The organism is Mesorhizobium bavaricum (assembly GCF_056781655.1).
On the sequence record NZ_CM165566.1, the window covers coordinates 3874341 to 3894675 of the forward strand.

At 63.7% G+C, this 20335-nt stretch carries 16 protein-coding genes; 8 read left to right on the plus strand and 8 right to left on the minus strand.

Going from position 1 to position 20335, the window contains the following annotated elements; all coding sequences use genetic code 11:
• Positions 1–84: 84 nt before the first annotated feature.
• Positions 85–633, minus strand: coding sequence for a histidine phosphatase family protein (locus AC1RZR_RS18990; RefSeq protein ID WP_477271957.1), 549 nt, complete (start codon positions 631–633; stop codon positions 85–87).
• Between the two features lie 97 nt (positions 634–730).
• A complete protein-coding gene (locus tag AC1RZR_RS18995; RefSeq protein WP_481825581.1) occupies positions 731–3751 on the minus strand; it encodes a caspase family protein in 3021 nt (1006 codons plus the stop codon).
• Between the two features lie 112 nt (positions 3752–3863).
• On the opposite strand from AC1RZR_RS18995, the gene AC1RZR_RS19000 reads away from it, so the two are divergent.
• The 3 genes from AC1RZR_RS19000 to AC1RZR_RS19010 all read left to right on the plus strand — a co-directional run bounded on the left by AC1RZR_RS19000 (position 3864) and on the right by AC1RZR_RS19010 (position 7581).
• Positions 3864–4814, plus strand: coding sequence for an AEC family transporter (locus AC1RZR_RS19000; protein ID WP_481825582.1), 951 nt, complete (start codon positions 3864–3866; stop codon positions 4812–4814).
• Positions 4815–5009: 195 nt separating this feature from the next.
• Positions 5010–6467, plus strand: coding sequence for an NAD-dependent succinate-semialdehyde dehydrogenase (locus AC1RZR_RS19005; protein ID WP_481825583.1), 1458 nt, complete (start codon positions 5010–5012; stop codon positions 6465–6467).
• A gap of 91 nt (positions 6468–6558) precedes the next feature.
• Complete coding sequence (locus AC1RZR_RS19010; RefSeq protein WP_477271949.1) at positions 6559–7581, plus strand: aldose epimerase family protein; 1023 nt, start codon at positions 6559–6561, stop codon at positions 7579–7581.
• Positions 7582–7720: 139 nt separating this feature from the next.
• Here the strand turns inward: AC1RZR_RS19010 and AC1RZR_RS19015 are convergent, their stop codons facing one another.
• A complete protein-coding gene (locus AC1RZR_RS19015) occupies positions 7721–8641 on the minus strand; it encodes a sugar kinase (RefSeq protein ID WP_481825584.1) in 921 nt (306 codons plus the stop codon).
• 151 nt (positions 8642–8792) lie between these two features.
• On the opposite strand from AC1RZR_RS19015, the gene AC1RZR_RS19020 reads away from it, so the two are divergent.
• Positions 8793–9242, plus strand: coding sequence for a FixH family protein (locus tag AC1RZR_RS19020; RefSeq protein ID WP_481829081.1), 450 nt, complete (start codon positions 8793–8795; stop codon positions 9240–9242).
• 7 nt (positions 9243–9249) lie between these two features.
• Positions 9250–10449: a cytochrome-c peroxidase gene (locus tag AC1RZR_RS19025; RefSeq protein WP_481825585.1), complete on the plus strand. Its 1200-nt coding sequence runs from the start codon at positions 9250–9252 to the stop codon at positions 10447–10449.
• Between the two features lies 1 nt (position 10450).
• On the opposite strand, the gene AC1RZR_RS19030 is transcribed toward AC1RZR_RS19025, so the two are convergent.
• Positions 10451–10903 carry an Lrp/AsnC family transcriptional regulator gene (locus tag AC1RZR_RS19030; protein WP_027029407.1) on the minus strand — a complete coding sequence of 151 codons (453 nt, stop codon included), beginning with the start codon at positions 10901–10903 and terminating at the stop codon, positions 10451–10453.
• Positions 10904–11065: 162 nt separating this feature from the next.
• On the opposite strand from AC1RZR_RS19030, the gene putA reads away from it, so the two are divergent.
• Positions 11066–14674 carry a bifunctional proline dehydrogenase/L-glutamate gamma-semialdehyde dehydrogenase PutA gene (putA, locus tag AC1RZR_RS19035; RefSeq protein WP_481825586.1) on the plus strand — a complete coding sequence of 1203 codons (3609 nt, stop codon included), beginning with the start codon at positions 11066–11068 and terminating at the stop codon, positions 14672–14674.
• A gap of 10 nt (positions 14675–14684) precedes the next feature.
• Here the strand turns inward: putA and hmuQ are convergent, their stop codons facing one another.
• The 4 genes from hmuQ to AC1RZR_RS19055 form a co-directional block, all read right to left on the minus strand.
• On the minus strand, positions 14685–14999 hold the full coding sequence (gene hmuQ / locus AC1RZR_RS19040) for a heme-degrading protein HmuQ (protein WP_481825587.1): 315 nt from the start codon (positions 14997–14999) through the stop codon (positions 14685–14687).
• Positions 15000–15060: 61 nt separating this feature from the next.
• Positions 15061–16065 carry a TonB family protein gene (locus tag AC1RZR_RS19045; protein ID WP_481825588.1) on the minus strand — a complete coding sequence of 335 codons (1005 nt, stop codon included), beginning with the start codon at positions 16063–16065 and terminating at the stop codon, positions 15061–15063.
• A gap of 91 nt (positions 16066–16156) precedes the next feature.
• On the minus strand, positions 16157–16600 hold the full coding sequence (locus AC1RZR_RS19050; protein ID WP_481825589.1) for a hypothetical protein: 444 nt from the start codon (positions 16598–16600) through the stop codon (positions 16157–16159).
• Positions 16601–16605: 5 nt separating this feature from the next.
• Positions 16606–18837, minus strand: coding sequence for a TonB-dependent hemoglobin/transferrin/lactoferrin family receptor (locus tag AC1RZR_RS19055; RefSeq protein ID WP_481825590.1), 2232 nt, complete (start codon positions 18835–18837; stop codon positions 16606–16608).
• A 200-nt stretch (positions 18838–19037) separates the two neighbouring features.
• Between AC1RZR_RS19055 and hemP the strand changes: the two genes are divergently transcribed.
• Positions 19038–19244: a hemin uptake protein HemP gene (hemP, locus tag AC1RZR_RS19060; RefSeq protein WP_477271934.1), complete on the plus strand. Its 207-nt coding sequence runs from the start codon at positions 19038–19040 to the stop codon at positions 19242–19244.
• A 22-nt stretch (positions 19245–19266) separates the two neighbouring features.
• Positions 19267–20328: a hemin-degrading factor gene (locus AC1RZR_RS19065; RefSeq protein WP_481825591.1), complete on the plus strand. Its 1062-nt coding sequence runs from the start codon at positions 19267–19269 to the stop codon at positions 20326–20328.
• Positions 20329–20335: the final 7 nt, after the last annotated feature.

The following is a 20335-nucleotide window of genomic DNA, read 5'->3' on the forward strand; positions in this document are numbered from 1 at the left end:
CCTGCGACGGGTTGTCGCAAGCGGCATTGTCGTGGTCAATTTGCGGCTTCTTACAGTGGTGGCATTTCGGCAACACTGCCGAGGTCAGAACGTTACGCGGCCGAGCACACGCAGGCCGTCGCCCTGCGGCTCGACAACCACGGCTTCGCCTTCGCGCGGCGAAACGCCGGTCAGCGCCAAGATGTCCTCCAGATGCGTGACCATGACCAGATTGTCGGAGCCGGAGTAGGCGCGGATTTCCTTCATGATTGCCGCGATCTGTGCCGCCTTCTGCGTTTCGTCGCCCTTCAACAGGTCGAGCGGCGCGAAGAGCTCCGGCTCGGCCTCGAAAGCGATGCGTGCGGTGTCGAGGCAACGACAATAGCGGCTGGACAGCACGCGCTCGATGGGCGCTGCACGAGCGGCAAACAGGGCGCCGATCTTGCTCGCCTGCTGCTTGCCGCGCGCCGACAGGTTGACCTGGGTGGCGCAGCTGTCGATGTCGAAATTGGCCGGATCGGTGGTGCCGGTGACCATGGCATGACGCAGCAGCACGACATGGCCGCCGTCGCTCAACAGCGCCCAGCCGGCGTCCGTTGCATGGGCCGCGGCCGGGACGGCGAGCAGAAGCAAAGCCAGCACAAATCGAATCATAGGCTATCCTTCTCCGGTTCCCGGCAATGGGTTCCGGTGATTGGACATATAGGGATGGTAAAGCCAGCCGAAAGACAAGGCGCGGTCGGACCGAGCCCTACTTCTTCGCCATCTGCTTCTTCACCAGATCGATCTTCTGGTCAGTCAATGGAATGGGCATCGTGTAGCCGGCTTCGGTAAAGCCCTGCTTGGCGTTCTCGAAGAATTCGATCGCCTTTTGATATTCGGCCTTGCCGCCGCCATAGCTGGCGCGGTTCCAGTGGATGTCACCGAGATTGTTCTGTTCGAACGCCCACTGCATCGGCTGGCTTTCGCGGGTGAACACCTTCAGCGTTGCCGTGAAAGCCGCCTCGGCATCGCTGAGATATTTGTCGGTCCGCTGGAGATTGCCGAGGTTGAGCAGGCTCATGCCGATGCCGTTCTGGGCATTGGCCCAGTCGACGGGCGCCGCCTCGATGGTTAGCACCTCAAGTGCTGCCCTGCGGGCGGCGATGGACTCAAGCAAGGTCTTGGGATCGGCATTGCTCATGCTTAGCCAGTGCAGCGCCGAGCCGACGCCGGCCTGGGCCAATGCCCATTGCCGAGGGTTCGTCTCGCGCTTGTATTCGCGCAACGCATCGCGATAGGCGGCAATGGCCTTGCCGTAGTGTTCCGGCCTGTCGGTCACACCGCCAAGAAGCTGCATCGTGTTGCCGAGATTGTACTGGCTCATTGCCCAGTCGAGGGGGAATTTCCGCCTGACATAAACCTGTCGGGCAGCCTGGAACGCCGCGGCCGACTGTTCGAGCTTGGCCGCATCGAGGTTACGCTGGCCAAGCGTCTGGTAGATCGAACCGAGATTGTTCTGGGCTGATGCCCAGTCCATCGGAAAACGCTGCCGGGTAAACACCGTCAGCGCATCGTCATAGGCCGCCGCTGCCTCTTCGAGAGCGCCGGTGCCCAGGTCAAAGCGAGCGACGCCGCTCAGCGCGTTGCCAAGATTCAGCCGGCTGGTCGCCCACGAGACCGGGAAGGTTTCACGGGTTCGCACCTCGAGTGCGGCGCGGAACGCATCGGCCGCCTCGTTGATCTTCGCCTTGTCGTTGAGCTGGATGCCGAGCGACACGAGCGTGTTGCCGAGATTGTTCTCGACCATCGCCCATTCCACCGGCGCTTTTTCGCGGGTGTATTCCTCCAGCGCCAGCCGGTAGGCCACCTCCGCTTGCGGCAGATGCTCGCCGGCGGCCTCGCGCTCGGATAGTGCATAGAGCGCCAGGCCGAGATTGTTCTGCGAAGCTGCCCAGTCGAGCGGCACCTTGTCGCGCGGGCGCTTCTCCAGCGTGGCGCGCATCGCCGCCACAGCTTCATTCAGGCGCTTCGGGTCGCTCTCGCGCTCACCGATCTTCAACAGCACATTGGCCAGATTGTTCTGCGCGGCGGCCCAGTTGAGATCGTCCTTCTCGCGCACGAACACGATGAGGGAGTCGCGAAAGATCTGCGCCGCCTCTTCGAGATGCGCGGTTTCGGTCTCGCGCTCGCCGATGGTCTGCAGCACCACCGCCATGTTGTTGCGGGTGATCGCCCAGTCGCGATTCTGCTCGCCGTTGGGAATGAAATTCAGGATGATGCGATAGGCCTCTATGGAGTGCTGCAGCGCATCGAGATCGCCGGTGGCATAGCCGAAAGCATTCAACGCTTCGGCTTGCTGGTTCTTATAGTTCCAGCGCTGCTTGTCGTCCCATTTTTCGGCCAGCGAAAACGCCTTGGCGTAATCGTTGGCTGCGGACTTGTAGTCGAAGACCAGCGCAGAGGCATCGGCGCGCCTGGCATAGATCGCGGCATCGGCAAGGCGCTTCTGCTTGACGAGGTCTTCGGCTTCATCGACCGCATCGCTTGTCTGCTCGACCCGGCCGACTGCGTCATCGAGAAATTTGCGCGCGGTCACGATGGCGCCCTGGCCGATGGCCTTGTCGGCGGAGGCGACGAGGCGCTTGATTTCGGGATCGTCGGTGCGCAGCGCGGCGCGCTCGGACATCATCTTTTTCAGGCGCTCGGCCTGGGCGTCGAGCACCTTTTGCAGATCTGTCGGGTCCTCGGGGATTTTTTCCGTGCCGAGCGCCTTCAGCACGCCATAGAGCGCGTCGAGCGGCACGCCTTCCTCCAGCGAGGCCAGTTCAACTTGCGCCCGCTTCGGGTCGGGCAGGTCGGAAATGGTCAACAGCAGCTGCCGCCGCTCGCCGGTGATCAACCCGTCGTCGCCGGTCGGTTCCAGTGGTGCAATGCCGAAATAGAGCAGGCGGCGCAGGCTCTCATTGACCCAGGGGCGCTGCTTGGCCTTGGTGTCGAGATAGACCTCCTCCGTCACCATGCGCATGACCGAGCCGAACTCGGTGCCTTTCATTGCCGACAGATGGCGCAGCAGGGCTGCCGCATAGGGGCTGTTTTCCCCGGCGGCGCCATCGAGCGCCGGGCGGCCCGGTTCGGCGGCAAAGCCGACCACGGTGCCTAGGCTTTCGTCTGTCGCCGGCGTGTTGCCGAGCGCCTTGGCGCCACGCACCGGTTCCAGCCCACCAGCCCCAATGGGCGAGGCGGAGGCTGTTGGCGCGCGTCGCACCACGGCGTCCGCCGGAAACGGATTTGTGCGGCAGGCATCGAGCAGCACGATCGTCACCGGCACGGTCTTTTTCAAAGCGTCCATGACGGCGGAAATCGGCACCAATGCCGCGTCGGCATCCTTCAGAGACGACACGCCGGCATCAACCGGAACCAGATAGTTCTCGCCGCCGGCCTCGATGCCATGGCCGGAATAATAGATGAAGGCGACATCGGCTCCTTCGGCATCCTCCGCGAAACGCTCCAGGTCCCGCTTCAGCTTGGTGGCGTCGCGGTCGGTGACATTGCGCGCGTCGAAGCCGAGGTCGGTCAGCATCTTGGCCATGTCGCGCGCGTCGTTGGCCGGGTTGGGGAGGGCGGCGATGTGTTCGTATTTCGACTGGCCGATGATCAGCGCCACGCCCTTGAGGCTTTTCGTTTCGGCGGCCTCAAGCGCTGTCGCGGCAAGGCAAAACAGGGCGGCGGCGAAAGCTGTCAGCCACGCCTGCCGGACAAGATTACGCTTTGAAGGTTCGACAAAGGCCATTTGTCGTCCGCGCCCGCCCTGATAATCCAAACCCTCTATAACGCTGCCAGCCGACGATGATCAAATTCAGGCGCGATTGCGCCGCGACCGTGGCTCGCCTATCCCTGGAAAAATGTCTCCGCTCACCGAAACCGTCCTCTTCGTCTTCAGCCTCGTCGCGCTCGGCTATCTCGCCGGGTTCACCGGCTATCTGAAGCCGGCGAGCGGCGAGGGGATATCCGATTTCGCGGTCAGCGTGGCGATGCCGCTGCTGTTGTTCCAGACCATGGTGAATGCCGATTTCCACGGTGTCGCGCCATGGTCCCTTTGGGGCGCCTATTTTGCGGCAGTGGCAATCACCTGGGCCGCCGGCCATGTCGTCACCACGCGGATTTTCGGACGGGATGCACGCGCCGGGGTCGTCGGTGGCGTGTCGTCTGCCTACTCCAATGTCGTGCTGCTCGGCGCTCCCTTCATCCTTGGCATATTCGGCCCGAGCGGCTTCGAAGTGCTGTCGCTGCTCGTTTCCGTGCACCTGCCGATCATGATGATGGCTTCGATCGTGCTGTTCGAGATGTTCGGCCGCGGCGGTGGCGAGCCGATGCATCCCTTGCGCATCGTCCGCAGTTTCCTGAGACGGCTGTTCATCAATCCGCTGATCATCGGCATTCTGGCGGGGCTGGCATGGCGCCTCAGCGGTGTGCCGCTGCCCGAGCTTGTCATGCGGCTGGTCGATGCGCTGGCCGATACGGCCGGGCCCGTGGCGCTTTTCGCCATGGGGCTCAGCCTGCGCCGCTTCGGCATTTCCGGCAATGTCCGGCCTGCGCTGGCGCTTTCGGTGCTGAAGCTGTTCCTGATGCCGGCGCTGGTTCTTGCCTTCGTCTGGCTGCTCGGCCTGCCGCCCTTGACGGCCAAGGTGGCGGTCGTGGTCGCGGCGCTGCCGTCCGGCATCAATTCCTATCTCATCGCTGTCCAGTTCAACACCGGCCAGGCGCTGGCGTCGAACCAGATGACCATCGCCACGGCCTGCGCCGCCGTCACCACCGCTTTCTGGCTAACGGTGGTCGTGCAGGTATTCGGGTAGCGTATTTGAGACGCGTTCATGCCATCTTGCCCTCGTCTCGCGCTGGCCCAACCCCTATATGCCATCTTGCGATTGCTTGCGGGCCTTGCCCTAGGTAAAGAGCACTGGCTCCGGCGTGCCGGCTTCAGTCCAATGCGCACGCTCGCCGAAGACTTCACAGACCGGCCCGTCAGTGCGCCAAACGGAGGATAGACCATGCTTCAGAAAACCAGCCATTTCATGCGGCAGGCCAATCTCATCAATGGCGAATGGGTGCAGGCCGACGGCGGCCAGACGGTCGACGTTAACAACCCGGCCACCGGCCTCAAGATCGGCACCGTGCCGAAGTCGGGCAAGGCCGAGACCCGTCGCGCCATCGAGGCCGCCGCCGAAGCCTTCAAGACCTGGCGCAAGACCACCGCGCTCGAGCGCTCGAAGCTGCTGCGCAAGCTGCATGACGCGATGATGGACAATCAGGATGTGCTGGCCGAACTGCTGACCATCGAGCAGGGCAAGTCGCTGTTCGAATCCAAAGGCGAGATCGGCTCGGCCGCGTCCTATATACTGTGGTTCGCCGAGGAAGGCCGCCGCACCTACGGTGACGTCGTGCCATCGCCATGGGCCGACCGCCGCATCCTGGTGACCAAGGAACCGGTCGGCGTCATCGCCGCCATCACGCCGTGGAATTTCCCGTCCTCGATGCTGGCCCGCAAGCTCGGCCCGGCACTCGCCGCCGGCTGCACCGCGGTGGTCAAGCCGGCCTCGCAGACGCCGTACTCGGGTCTGGCCTGGGGCGCGCTCGCCGAGGAAGTCGGCTTCCCGAAGGGCGTCATCAACATCCTGACCGGTTCGGCCAGCGAGATCGGCGACGAGATTTGCGCCAATCCGCTGGTGTCGAAGATCACCTTCACCGGATCGACCGAAGTCGGCAAGCTTCTGATCCAGAAGTCGTCGGTCACCGTCAAGAAGGTGTCGATGGAACTTGGCGGCAACGCGCCGTTCATCGTCTTCGACGACGCCGATCTCGAGCGTGCGGTTGCCGGTGCGATCACCGCCAAGTACCGCAATTCCGGCCAGACCTGCGTCTGCACCAACCGCTTCCTGGTCCAGGCGGGTGTCTATGACAAATTCGTCGAGAAGCTCGCTGCCGCCAGCGACGGGCTGAAGGTCGGTTCCGGCCTTGAGGACGGCGTGCAGCAAGGACCGCTGATCGACGAGAAGGCGGTCGAGAAGGTCGAGGAGCTGATTGCCGACGCCACTGCCAAGGGCGGCAAGATCGTTGCCGGCGGCAAGCGCCATGCGCTCGGTGGTTCGTTCTTCCAGCCGACCGTCATCGCCAACGCCACGCCCGAGATGCGCTTCATGAAGGAAGAGATCTTTGGCCCGGTCGCCCCGGTGTTCAAGTTCGAGACCGAAGAGGAAGCGATCGCGCTCGCCAACGACACCGAATTCGGCCTCGCCTGCTATTTCTACACCGGCGATCTCGGCCGCGCCTTCCGCGTCATGGAAGGGCTGAAATACGGCATGGTCGGCGTCAATGAAGGCCTCATCACCACGCCGGAGGCGCCGTTCGGCGGCGTCAAGGAATCCGGTCTCGGCAAGGAAGGCGGACATCAGGGCATCGAGGACTACCTCGACACCAAATATGTCTGCATTGGCGGCCTCGGCCTCTGATAGACTATTCTGAGATGGGGAGGCCAATGGCCTGCCCATCTTGCGTGAGAAAACCAGCCGAAATCCTCTGGATCAACTGACGTTTGCGGGCATGGCGATGAAGGACGGCGAGGTTTTCGGCACGACGCAGGCAGGCGAGCCGGTGCGTCGCTTCACGATCAGGGGCGGCGGCCTCACCGCCAACATCATCGGGCTTGGCGCGATCGTCCAGGATCTGCGGCTGACCGGGCACGATGCACCGCTGGTGCTCGGCTATGACAGTCTGGAAGCCTATGAGACCGACACCGCCTTCTTCGGCGCGGTCGTCGGCCGCTATGCCAATCGCATCCGCGACGGCCGCTTCACCATCGCCGGCCAGCGTTACCAGACCGAACGCAACTTCCTCGACAAGCATACGCTGCATGGCGGCTCGCAAGGCTATTTCCACCGGCCGTGGACGGTTTCGCTGCATGGCAGGGATTTCGTCACGCTGACGCTGCATGATCCCGACGGCACGATGGGCTTTCCCGGTGCGCTCGACGTCACCTGCACCTACCGGCTGAAGATCCCCGGCACGCTCAGCGTCGAACTGACGGCGACCTGCGAAGAGCCGACGCTGTGCAATCTCACCCAGCATTCCTATTTCAACCTCGATGATGGCGGGGCCGGCGACATTCTCGACCACAGGATGATGCTGAATGCCGGCGCCTATCTGCCGGTCGATGGCGACATGATCCCGACCGGCGTGGTCAAGCCGGTCGACGGCTCGCCCTTCGATTTCCGCCAGGCGCGGCCGCTGCGCATGGAGACCGAAGGCGAACAACTGCCCTATGACCAGAATTTCTGCCTCGCCCCGACACGCGGCCCGCTCAAGCAGGCGTCCTGGACGCAAGGGGCGAGTTCCGGTGTCGAGATGGAGGTCTGGACCACGGAGCCCGGGGTCCAGCTCTACACCGGCCAGTACGTGACTCCGCGCAAGGGGTTGGAAGGGCGAGACTACAAGGCTTTCTGCGGCTTTTGCCTGGAGCCGCAAGTGTGGCCGGATGCGCCGAACCGGCCGTATTTCCCGCAGGCGACACTGTGGCCCGGCGCGATTTACCATCATGTGACGGAATATCGGTTCAGGCTTCCGTAGGTCTGCTGATATTCGGGTGAGGCCGGCCTGCAAATGCCGGTTTCCTGCGCTTCCGGTGCTCACCTACGAAAAGTACGCTCCGCGCCGGTTCTCGGAGACCGCCATTTTCGACTCGGCCTGACCTGAATCTCAACAGACCTTAGCCATCGAAAGCCGCTCGCAATGTCTCGAACGGCGCCAGGGCGCCGCGCACTTGAACCACGGCGGCGGCGACGCGATGCGCGCGCAAGACGGCATCTGCCGGGGCGTGGCCGGCGAGGCGTGCGGCCAGATAGGCGCCATTGAAGGAATCGCCGGCGCCTGTCGTGTCGACGGGTGCTGCGACATGGATCGCCGGCACGTCGTGCAATGTTCCATTTTCGGCAATCAGCGCCGGCGCCTCGCCGTTCTTGACGACGACCTCGCCGACCGTTTGCCCGAGCCGCTCAGTGGTCGCTTGCGGCGTGGCATCGCCGAACAGCATCTGCTCGTCGGGGAAGGTCGGCAAGGCGATGTCGGTGACGGCAAGCGCTTCGGCGATCGCTGATTGCGCGTCCTCGCGCCGGCGCCAAAGTCGTGGCCGGTAATTGGGGTCGAAGGCGACAGTCGAGCCTGCGGCCCGCGCCTTGGCTACAGCCGCCAGTAGTGTTTTGCGTGCGGCATCGTCCAGAATTGCCAAAGTGATTCCGCTGAAGTACACAAACGCCTGATTTTCCAGGTTTTTCGACAATGCCGCCGGGTCGGAGGCGAGCTGCCGGGCGGCGGCGTCGCCGCGCCAGTAGGTGAAGGAACGCTCGGCGCCGGTCAAAGTGATCGCATAGAGGCCGGGCCGCGCGCCCGCTATGACCGGGCTGGAGCCGATGCCGATGCCGTTTTCGGCGAAGAAGCCGATCTGGCCTTGCGAGAACGGGTCGTCGCCGAAGGCCGAGACATAGGTTGCTGGCCGCTCAGCGCTCAATGCGTGCAGCGCCCACAACGTGTTGAACGTGTCGCCGGCAAAGCCCATGCGCCAGGCCGGGCCCGTCTGGCCCGACAGTTCGAGCATGCATTCGCCGATCGAGGCGACGCCGTTTCCCGCCATCTACAATCCTCCAGTGATCGAGGTGCTGTAGCTTTTTGCCACCGGCAGCGCCATGCTTGGCAAGCAGGGTTTTTTCCGCCACAGCGTTTTCCCACAGGCTGGCGGGACGCGATCCGTCCGGCAAAACGTTGTCTGCAGAAGAGGAACCGGTTTGACATCGTTATGGCGTTATCTTCTGGCGGGTCTTGGTCTGGCTGCCTTGCTGGCCGGCATTCTCGCGGTCGTCTATCTGACGGCGCCGCGATCGTCCCAGCCTGCCGGCCCGGATGTCTCGCGGACGAAGAATACCAACAACGGGCTGTTCGTGGCCAGTTTTTCGCCGGAGCGGGGCGTCATGCGGCAGGGTGAACTTGAGTCTTGGCTACTGACCCTAAAGACAAAGGCGGGAGTTCCAGTGGAGGGTGCGGCAATCGCGATCTCCGGCGGCATGCCACTGCACAATCACGGCCTGCCTACCAGCCCGCAGGCGACCGACTATCTCGGCGACGGGCGCTATCGGATCGAAGGGGTGAAATTCACGATGAGCGGCTGGTGGCAGCTGCATTTCGCCATTTCGGCCACCGCCGGTTCCGACACGGTGCTGTTCAACGTGGTCCTGTGAGCGATCGATGAGGCACTTTCCGCGGTTTCTGGCGCTGATGGTGGTCGTCATCCTCGCCGGGTGCGGCAAGCCTGACTTTTCCGACGCCGAGAAGAAGACCATCGCCTCGCTGGGACTGTCGGCGTTGCCGCCGTTGAAGCCCGACACCACCAATCGTTTTGCCGATGTGCCGGCCGCCGCCGCCCTCGGCTCGACGCTGTTCTTTGACCAGGGGATGAGCCGCGACGGCACGGTCTCCTGCTCGACCTGCCACAAGATCGACCGGCAGTTCCAGGACGACCTGCCGCAAGCGGTCGGCGTCGGCCACACCAACCGGCGCACCATGCCGCTGGCCGGCGTGGCGCGCGATCCCTGGTTCTTCTGGGACGGCCGTCGCGACAGCCTGTGGGCGCAAGCGCTGACGCCGCTCGAAAACCCGCTGGAGCAAGCAGGAAACCGCGCCGCCTATGCGCATTACATCAAGGCGCGCTTCGGCGAGCGCTATGAGCGCATCTTTGGTCCGCTGCCTGACTTTTCCGGCATGCCGTTGAATGCCAGCCCGCTCGGAAACGATGCCGAGAAGGCCGCCTGGAACGCGATGAGCGGTGCGCAGCGCGACGCGATCAACGGCGTTTATGCCAATATCGGCAAGGCGATCGCCGCCTTCGAAAGGTCGATCGAGCCGGCACCGACCCGCTTCGACCGCTTTGCGCTGGATCTCGTCACCGGCGCCGAGCCGAAGGGCGATGCCGGCTTTTCCCAAGAGGAAATCCTTGGCTTGAAACTGTTCATCGGCAAGGCAAATTGCGTGACCTGTCACGACGGGCCGCTTTTCACCGATAACAGCTTTCACAACACCGGCGTGCCGCCTGTCGCGGACCTGCCGCCGGATCGCGGCCGCATCGATGCGGTGGCGCAGGTCGAGGCCGACCCGTTCAACTGCCTGGGTGCCTTCCGCGACGGCGACGCCGGCGCCTGCGGAGAACTGCGTTTCATGGTCAAGGATGCGCCGCAACTGGTCCGGGCCTACAAGACGCCCTCGTTGCGCGGCGCCGCTACGCGTCCACCCTACATGCATGCCGGGCAGTTTTCGTCGCTTGACGAGGTGGTCGCGCATTACGCCAAGGCCGCGCCCAGTGTCGAGGGGACATCCGAAATCCATCCGCTGGACCTGTCGGACCGTGAACGTGCGGCGTTGGTGGCGTTTCTGAAGACGCTGGCGGAGTGATCTACCGATCCTTCACCGTCTCCATCGCCACGAAGGTGGAGGTCTGGGCTACGTGGGGCAGGGCGGAGATGCGCTCGCCAAGCACCCGGCGATAGGCGGCGATGTCCCGCGTGCGGACCTTTAGCAGATAGTCGAAGCTCGACGCCATCATGTGGCACTGCTCGATCTCGGGCACCGCCTGTACGGACCGGTTAAAGGCATCGAGTGCTGCGGAACGGGTGTCCGACAGTTTCACCTGGACGAAGGCGACATGGCCTTCACCCATGCGCTCGCGGTCGATGATTGCCTGATAGCCCCTGATGTAGCCGTCCTTTTCCAGCCGCTTCACCCGCGCCTGCACCGGCGTCTTCGACAGGCCGACCTTTGCCGCCAGTTCGGACATGGAGAGCCGGCCATCGCTTGCCAGCGCCGACAGGATGTTCCGGTCGATGCGGTCCAATTGGTCTTCTGTCATCGAAAGCGCAGTCCATATGCCAATTTTGTGCCACTACGATAGATCGAACGATCCACCATGTCGATTTCTTTGGACCGACTGAAATTCGTACCTGTGCTAGCTTGCGCCATTCGGTCCGGTGACCGCCGGTCCGCTCCCTGATGCTCGCTCCGCAGGACCGCCATGCCCCTAGATTCCATCCGCCAGCAGATCCGCGCCAACTATCTGCCCGACGAAGACGAGGCGGTAAAGCGACTGGCCGAGGCGACGGGTCTTTCCGCGAAAGACCGCAAGGCGATCTCGACCCGCGCCGCCGATCTGGTGCGGGCCGTGCGCGGCTCTTCCGATCCACGATTGATGGAAGTTTTCCTTTCTGCCTACGGTCTCTCCACCAAGGAGGGCGTGGCGTTGATGTGCCTGGCCGAGGCGCTGCTACGCGTGCCTGACACCGAGACCATGGACGACCTCATCGCCGACAAGATCGCGCCGCACGACTGGTCGGCGCATTCGGGCGGTTCGAGCTCTATCTTCGTCAACGCCTCGACCTGGGCGCTGATGCTGACCGGCCGCGTCCTCGATGAAGGCGAGGGCGGCATCGAAGGCACGCTGCGCTCAATGGTGCGCCGGCTGGGCGAGCCGGTCATCCGCAAGGCGGTGGCCGCCGCCATGCGCGAGATGGGCGAGCAGTTCGTGCTCGGCCGCACCATTGCCGAGGCCGTCAAGCGCGGCCGGCCGATGACGCAGAAAGGCTATCTCTATTCCTTCGACATGCTGGGCGAGGCGGCCCGCACAGAGGCCGACGCATTGCGCTATCACAAGGCTTACGCCGACGCGATTTCCTCGCTCGACGCCGGCTCCAACGGCCCGGATATCCGCCAGAACCACGGCATTTCGGTCAAGCTGTCGGCGCTGCATCCGCGCTACGAAGTGGCGCAGAAGGGCGAGATGCTGCCTGTCATGGCCGACCGGCTCTTGTCGCTGGCGCTCGCTGCGCGGCATTCGCGCATGGGTCTCAACATCGATGCCGAGGAGGCCGACCGCCTCGATCTGTCGCTCGACGTCATCGAGCGGGTGCTGGCCGAGCCGGAACTCGCCGGCTGGAACGGTTTTGGCGTTGTCGTCCAGGCCTATGGGCCGCGTGCGGCCTTTGCCATCGACTGGCTCTATGCGCTGGCCAAGAAATACGACCGCACCATCATGGTGCGGCTGGTCAAGGGTGCCTACTGGGACACCGAGATCAAGCGGGCGCAGACGCTCGGGCTCACCGGCTATCCCGTGTTCACACGCAAGGCCAACACCGACGTCTCCTACATGGCTTGCGCCAAAAAGCTGCTGTCGATGACCGACCGCATCTATCCGCAATTCGCCACGCACAACGCCCACACCGTCGCGGCGATCCTGTCGATGGCCGGGGACCGCGATTCCTTCGAGTTCCAGCGCCTGCACGGCATGGGAGAGGCCCTGCATGAAACAGTGCGCCGGTCCGAAGGCACGCGCTGTCGCATCTATGCGCCGGTCGGGGCGCATTCCGATCTGCTTGCCTATCTGGTCCGTCGGCTGCTTGAGAACGGCGCCAATTCCTCCTTCGTGCATCAGCTGACCGATGAGGAGGTCGAGCCGGAGGACATCGCCCGCGATCCGCTCGAAACGGTCGAGGACCAGGGGCCCGCAGCCAATCCGGCGATTGCCCGGCCTTCCCAGATCTTCGGCGCCGGTCGCCGCAATTCGAAGGGGTTTGACATCACCGACACGGTGACGCTGGCGGCGATCGACAGGGCCAAGGCGGCGTTTGCTGGCCCCGACCGCTGGCATGCCAAGCCGATCACGCGGGCCGCCGGCTATGGCAAGCAACGGCCGATCGCCAATCCGGCCAAGCCATCCGAAGTGGTCGGCGCTGTCAGCGAGGCGACCGCCAAGCAGGTGACGACCGCCGTGCGCATCGCCGTGGAGGCGCAGCCGGCCTGGGCCAAGCGTCCCGTCGCCGAGCGCGCCGCCATCCTCAACCGCGCCGCCGATCTCTATGAGGCCAATGCCGTCGAATTCTTCGCACTGGCGACGCGCGAGGCCGGCAAATCGCTGGCCGACGGTGTCGCCGAGGTGCGCGAAGCGGTTGACTTCCTGCGCTACTACGCCGCCGAGGCGGCCAATGCCGAACCGGGCACGCAGGCGCGTGGCGCCATCGTCTGCATTTCGCCGTGGAATTTTCCGCTCGCCATTTTCACCGGCCAGATCGCGGCGGCACTCGTCACCGGCAATTCGGTCATCGCCAAGCCGGCCGAGCAGACGCCGCTGATCGCCTTCCGCGCCGTCGAAATGCTGCGCGAGGCCGGTGTGCCGGAAGACGTTATCCAGCTTCTGCCCGGCGACGGCCCCTCGGTCGGCGGCCCGCTGACCGCCGACCCGCGCATTGCCGGCGTCTGCTTCACCGGTTCGACCGAGGTCGCCAAACTGATCGAGAAGCAGCTGGCCGAGACGGCTGCGCCCGATGCCATGCTGATCGCTGAGACCGGCGGGTTGAACGCGATGATCGTCGATTCCACAGCGCTGCCCGAGCAGGCGGTGCGCGATATCCTGGCTTCGGCCTTCCAGAGTGCCGGCCAGCGCTGCTCGGCGCTGCGCGTGCTCTACGTGCAGAAGGATGTCGAGAAAAAGATGCTGGAGATGCTGAAAGGCGCCATGGAGGCACTCAGCATCGGCGATCCTTGGCGGATTTCGACCGATGTCGGCCCGGTCATCGATGACGAAGCTCAGACTTCAATCCGCGACTACTGCACGAAGATGGGGCTGCAGGGCCGGCTGATCGCCAAGCTCGAGGCGCCGAAGGAAGGCCGCTTCGTCGCGCCACATGTCTTCCGGGTGAAGGGCATCGAAGACATGGAACGCGAGGTGTTCGGGCCGGTGCTGCATGTCGCCACGTTCGATGCCGACGAAATCGATGCGGTCATCGCCGCGATCAACCGCAAGGGCTACGGCCTGACTTTCGGCCTGCACACCCGCATCGAGGGCCGCGTCCAGCATTTCGTCGACGGCATCCATGCCGGCAACATCTATGTCAACCGCAACCAGATCGGCGCGGTCGTCGGTTCGCAGCCGTTTGGTGGCGAGGGGCTGTCGGGCACCGGACCGAAGGCCGGCGGTCCGCACTATCTCCGCCGCTTCCGCAAGGGGCCGGAGGCCGGCACGCATATCGCCGAAGGCCACAAGGTGACGGCGACCGAGCTTGCCGACAATCTGCCCGATCCGACGCTCGGCGGCTGGTCGACGCGGCCCGACCGGGTCGCCATCCTGAGAAAGCATCTGCGCGGCAAGGGCGCGGCAGCTATTGGCGCCGCCGCCGGTATCGACTTCGGCCAGGTCGACCTGCCCGGGCCGACCGGCGAGGCTAACACGCTGTCGCTGTCACCGCGTGGACGGGTGCTGTGCCTTGGCCCCGATGGTGACACGCTGCTCGCGCAGACGATCCAGGCGCTCGCCGCCGGCAATGCGGTGCTGGCCGTCGCGCCCGGCGCGCCGGTGGCGCTCTCGGCACTGACCGGCAAGGGCCTGCCGCTGGCCGCCATCGACGGCCGGCCTGATCCGGTCGAAGCGCGCTCACTGCGCGTCGACGTGGTCGCTTTCTCGGGTACGCTCGAGGCCGCGCGCATCGTGCGCAAGGTTATCGCCGATCGCTCGGGCCCGATCGTGCCGCTGGTCAGCGAGGTGCTCAACCCGGCGGCCTACGCGCATGAACGCGCCGTCTGCGTCGACACCACCGCTGCGGGTGGCAATGCGAGCCTACTGGCCGGAGCTTGATCCGGCCAGTTTATGCGCCCTCGACGACGGAAAAGCCCTCGAATTGCGGGTGGCCGAGGTAGTGGACTTTCGTCGTGCCGACATTTCTGTGGGCGGCGCGAAAATTCTCCGACTTGGTCCAGGCGACGAAATCATCGTGGCTCGCCCACACCGTGTGCGAGGCAAATAGCGTGTAGCCTTCGGTCTCGTTGACCGGGCCGCGCAGCAGATGGAATTCCCGGAAACCTTTCATCTCCGCAAGGCTGGAATCGCGGTTCTTCCAGACGGCTTCGAAGTCACCCTCCGAGCCGTTCTGCACCTTGAAGCGGTTCATGGCGATGTACATGGTGGTTCCTTTCATGCAGATGTTGATGGTTGGCGCCGCAACAAGTTTGTTCTGTGCACATTCAAAATGGGCCGATTTCGGCCTCGAACACCAAACTCTTGCTTGCGGCTTGTGATGGAATTGGCGGGAATGGCGCTGCCTTGCGGACGATGCCGAGCACAACCTGATCGAAGTTTGGCGATCCGGAGCTTTGCAGAATGCGCAGGTCATCGATGCCGCCACGGCTGCCTATGGCGAATGTCACAACGGCATTCTTGCGAGCGGCCAATTGCACTGAAGGCGGAACGCCACGATTGACACGGCTGAGCTTTCTGATGACGTCGCCGCGGTAGCTGTCTTCCGCGGCGCGGCCTGCCTCTTTCTGCTTTTTGCCCTTGCTGGCCGCCTGCGCCAACCGGTCCTGGCCGTCCGCCGTGCCGCGCTTGTCATCCGATTGGGCTGCCGGACTTGGCCTGGCGCTTGGGATCGGTGGCTGGTCTGGAACGGCGGCAGGCGCCTCGGTGCTTTCGGCCTGAACAGTCGGCTGTGCCGGCGTCTCGGTCTTCGGAGCCACGCTCTGGTCATCGGAGCGTGGGGCGCCGGTCACCAGTATGTCCGGCGTCACCGCAGGTTGTTTAACGGCTTCCGGCAAAGGCTCGACGGGCTGCTTTGTCGCTTCCCTCGCGGGCTGGGAGGGTTCGGTTGGTGGCGTCGGCCTAGCTGCCTTTGCCGGCTCTGGTTTGGTCGGTTGCGGGTTCGGCACCAGCATGACCTTCATTACTGCCGGGTCCTGGTCCAGTGCGCTGCCGACCACCTTGTCCCCGGATTGATCGCTGCCTTCGGACTGCATGGCGTCCGGGGTATCGAATGTCCGTGAAGGCGAAATCAGAAAAGCCGCCGCCACCGCGGCATGGAGCAGGCAGGAGACGACGATCGCCGCCGTCCATTTGCGGTTCCAGGCCGATGGCCGTGGCGGTGCAAGCGCCTCGGTCGGCGTGATAGCCAACTCGGCGCTGGCTTCGGGGAAGGGGCTGATATCCGGCATGTCTCGCGGCGAGACCTGCAGCGACCCTAGCAGAATTGTCAAATCAAGATCGCTTGGTCCAGACGACAACGCATGGGAGCCGGCCAGAGGCCATGCCACTGTGTTTTGCAGGAATGCAGGATGCAATCCCACCTCAGACGCCGAAAGCGATACCGGTCTTGGAGCCCGTCTTCAGCTTGCGCATGCAGGCATTGGGTTCGATGCCGGTGCCGGCGCATTCCGTCGCGCTGTTGATCAGTACGCGGCTGACCTTGGCGCAGTCGGTGCCGGCCAGGTCGAAACGCGTCACCTTGGTCTTGCCGGCCGGCAAATCCTTGAAGTCGAGGACGGTCAACCGGTCGACGACGCCGGCTTCGTTGAACAATGCGATCTCGAACGCCGCCTTGGAGAGGTCGGCGCCGAGATCGTTGTTGACCACGAAGGTCAGGCGGCAGCCCTTGTCGGAGGCTTGCGCACCATTGAGTTCGAGGGTTAGTGCGGGGACCGGCGCGGACCCTTGTGCCCACGCCGGAACCATCGGAAGCGACATCGCAAACGTCGAGGTCAGCAGACGAAGGGATGTCATCAGGCGCATCATTGCCGTCAGCCTCCAAATCGCATCGTTGCCGCCAGCTTCAGCGTTATGCCCGGTTCATAGACCGCAACTGTCGTGCCGCCGTTCAACGGGTTGGCGTATTTGACATCGAACAGATTGTCGGCGCGGAAATCGACCTTCAGATTGTCGGTCGCATGATAGCTGGCGAAGGCGTTGACCAGCGTATAGTCCTTGGCCACCGCATTGCCCTTCGGCTTGCCATTGTACTGCACCTCGCCACCGACGGTCAGCTTGTCCTCGAGGAAGCGCAGGCCGATCTGGGCCGTGACTTGCGAAGACGGGATGCTGGCGAGGTCCGCCCGGTCGCCGTCATAGGATATGGTGTGACCATTGATGATGGAGGCGGAAAGTCCGGCGTAGCCCCATGCCGCATCGTAAATGCCTTCCATCTCGAAGCCGTTGATCTTCGCCTTGGCGAAATTCTGATACTGGAAGCAGATCGGGATACCGGGGCCGAACGGGCAGCCACTGGTCGGGTCGAACGGCGACAGCGTCACGCCATCGATGTAGTCGTCGACATCGTTGTTGAAATAGGCCGCCTTGATGCGGAGTGCGTCGCCTGCCTCCAGGATATCGTTCTGCTTGTAGTTGACGCCGAATTCGGTCGTCTTGCCGGTTTCGGGCCGCAGATTGGGATTGGGCAGGAACGGGAAGCTGACGCCGGCCGGATGGTTGCCGCTGATCAGCGTTTCCGTCAGCGAGGGCGACCGGTAGCCTTCCGCATAGGTGCCGTAGAATTGCAGACCGGCGAGGCCCGCACTTTCAAAGGGCGAGACGCCGACGGTAATGCGCGGCGACACTCTGTCACCTGACGTTTCGTGGGTGTCATCCTTGAGGCTGTAATTGTCGTAGCGCAGCCCGGCGATGACTTCGAGCCACTCCCAGGTGAGCTTGTCCTGGACATAGGCGCCGGACACGCTGCGCTTGCCCGATGGCGTGTAGAAACTGTCGCCGCCGGCGGTGCCGCCGGTCTTGACGTTGTCCCCCACCCAGTCGCCGCCATAGGTCAGTTCGTGAGCGATCCCGCCCGTTTCGAAGCGCGATGTGTTCCAGATGTCGATACCGGTGGTGCCGACGTCGAACGTGGATTGCGATCCCGCCGGCAAAACAATGGGAAGGCCTGTGACGGGGTCGAACCGGTTCTGGGGCACAAGGCTGGTCAGGTCGAGATTTGTCTTGTTGTAGGAGGTGTTGATGTGGAGATCGAGCCAGCTCTTGTCTTCATCAGTGATGTTGTAGCGAGCGGTGAAGGTATTCGATTTCAGGTCCACGTCATTCACCGGCACACCGCCGCTGATTTCGTTCCAGCTGTCGCTTGAGCCGACCCAGCCGAGCTTCAATTCACTGTTGTCGGTCGGCCGGATGGTGGTCTTGAGCAGGCCGCTCAGCACATTGAAGCCGGTGCCCTTGACGGTGTCCCCACCGCCATCCTTGTAGTCGTCATAGTTGCGGTAGACGATGTTGCCCAGCACGTCCCAGTTCTCGTTGAGGCGGTAGGCGCCGGATGCGCTGGTGGTCCAACCCTTGCCGTTGCTCTCATGGCGTCCGGTGACGGAACCAGCCCATGTCTCATCCGGCTTGAGGAAGTCGGCGGCGTCCTTGGTGTCGAAGAAGACGACGCCGCCGATGGCGCCCGAGCCATAGGTGTTGGCGACGGGGCCACGGATCACATCGACGGATTTGACGAGCTCGGGATCGACATAGAAGGTCGACTGCGTGCCGTGGTCGGAACGCTGGAAATTCTGGCGCGCGCCGTCGACGATGACGGCGACGCGACCGAAATCCTGCAAGCCGCGGATGTTGATGCTGGTGCTGACGCGCCTGGCGTCGGCCTGTGCCGCGACACCGGGAACACCGAGCAGCATCTCGTTCGGCGTCGTCGCCATGCGGCGATCGAGCTGTTCCTGATCGACATGGCTGGCGGAGGACAGCGATTCGATCGCCGTCTCGCCGGTGCGGCTCAGCACAAGGATCTTGTCGAGCAGCGTTGCGCCCGCCGGGGCAGGCTTTGTCTCTTCCGCCTTCTGGGATTGCGCCGCCTGCTGTTCGGCGGTCAACTGGGTGGCCTGCTGGGCGCTGGCCGGTGGCGTCAGCAAAGTGGCTGCCGCCACGCTTGCCAGCAAGCCTGCCATTCCTCTTGTCGCGGATCGCCCGCCAAGACCCTGATCAGACGGGCCGATGTCAAACCGGCCGCGCCATTCCCAATTCATCAACCCCATGCCCCAACTCCAAAGTCCAGGTTCGATGCTGGCTGGCCCGGGGCTGGCTGGCATTTTTGATCGTATCCGGCGTCTTAAATCTTGACTCGTTTGCTCCGGTATTGCACTGACTAATAAACATGATTATTCGAGTCAAGAAATGAATCGGCATTTATGCAACGCCTAGCCAGACGCCCGGCACAGGAAAGGGATCGATCCAGATGAACACGCACAATCCCAATGATTTTCGCTATCGCGTCCGCCGTTCCGACGATACCTCCGCCCGTTTCGACCGGGTTCCGGTGGCGGTGCGAACCCTCTCCAGCAACACCCTGTTCCAGGGCGAGCACGAGATCGGCATCGAGCATCACGGCGCGCTCTACCGGCTGAAGATCACCCGTCAGGGCAAGCTCATTCTCAACAAGTAAGGCAAGGCAGTAGGGACGAGACATGGACCAGCGTGTAAAACCCGCCCCGCATGAAATCCGGCGGGCGCGGACAGAGAATCCGAAGGCGCGCGGGCGTGATCTGGCCGCCCAGCTCGGGATTTCGGAGGCCGAGTTGGTCGCCGCGCATTGCGGCGACGGCGTCGTTCGCATGGAGCCTCGCGTCAACGATCTTTTGACCGGGCTCGAAGCCGTCGGCGAGGTCATGGCGCTGACCCGCAATGAAAGCGCCGTGCACGAAAAGATCGGTGTCTATGACAAGGTCGTCACCGGCAACCACAATGCCATGGTGCTCGGCGAGAACATCGACCTGCGCATCTTCCCGAAAGTCTGGGCGCACGGCTTTGCCGTGGAAAAGCGCGATGGCGACGACATCCGCCGCAGCCTGCAGTTCTTCGACGCGGCCGGCGATGCGGTGCACAAGGTGCATCTGCGGCCGGCTTCCAGCCTCTATGCCTATCAGAAGCTGGTCGGTGCGCTCGAATCGTCGAACCAGGAGCCGACGGTCGACATTTCAGGGCAGATTTCCGACGACGAGGCCCATGACGCGGATACGACCGCCAGTCTCGACGACCTGCGCGACCGCTGGAGCCGGCTGACCGATGTGCACCAGTTCTTCGGAATGCTGAAGACGCTGAAGCTCAGCCGCCGCCAGGCGGTGCGCATGGTCGGCCAGGACTATGCCTGGCTGCTCGACAACGATGCCGTCCGTGCCATGTTCCATCATGCTGCCGAGGGCGAGATGCCGATCATGTGCTTTGTCGGCAATCGCGGCTGCATCCAGATCCATTCCGGTCCGGTCAAATCCATCAAGCCGATGGGGCCGTGGATCAATGTGCTGGACGAAAGCTTCCACCTGCATTTGCGAACCGACCACATCCACGAGGTCTGGGCGGTGCGCAAGCCGACCAGGGACGGTCATGTCACCTCGCTCGAGGTCTATGACGCCGACGGCAAGATGATCATCCAGTTCTTCGGGAAGCGCCATGAGGGCGAGAGCGAGCGCGACGACTGGCGATTCCTGGCGGAGAACCTGCCGCGCATCCCAAGCCCGACCGCAGCCTGAGGACTAC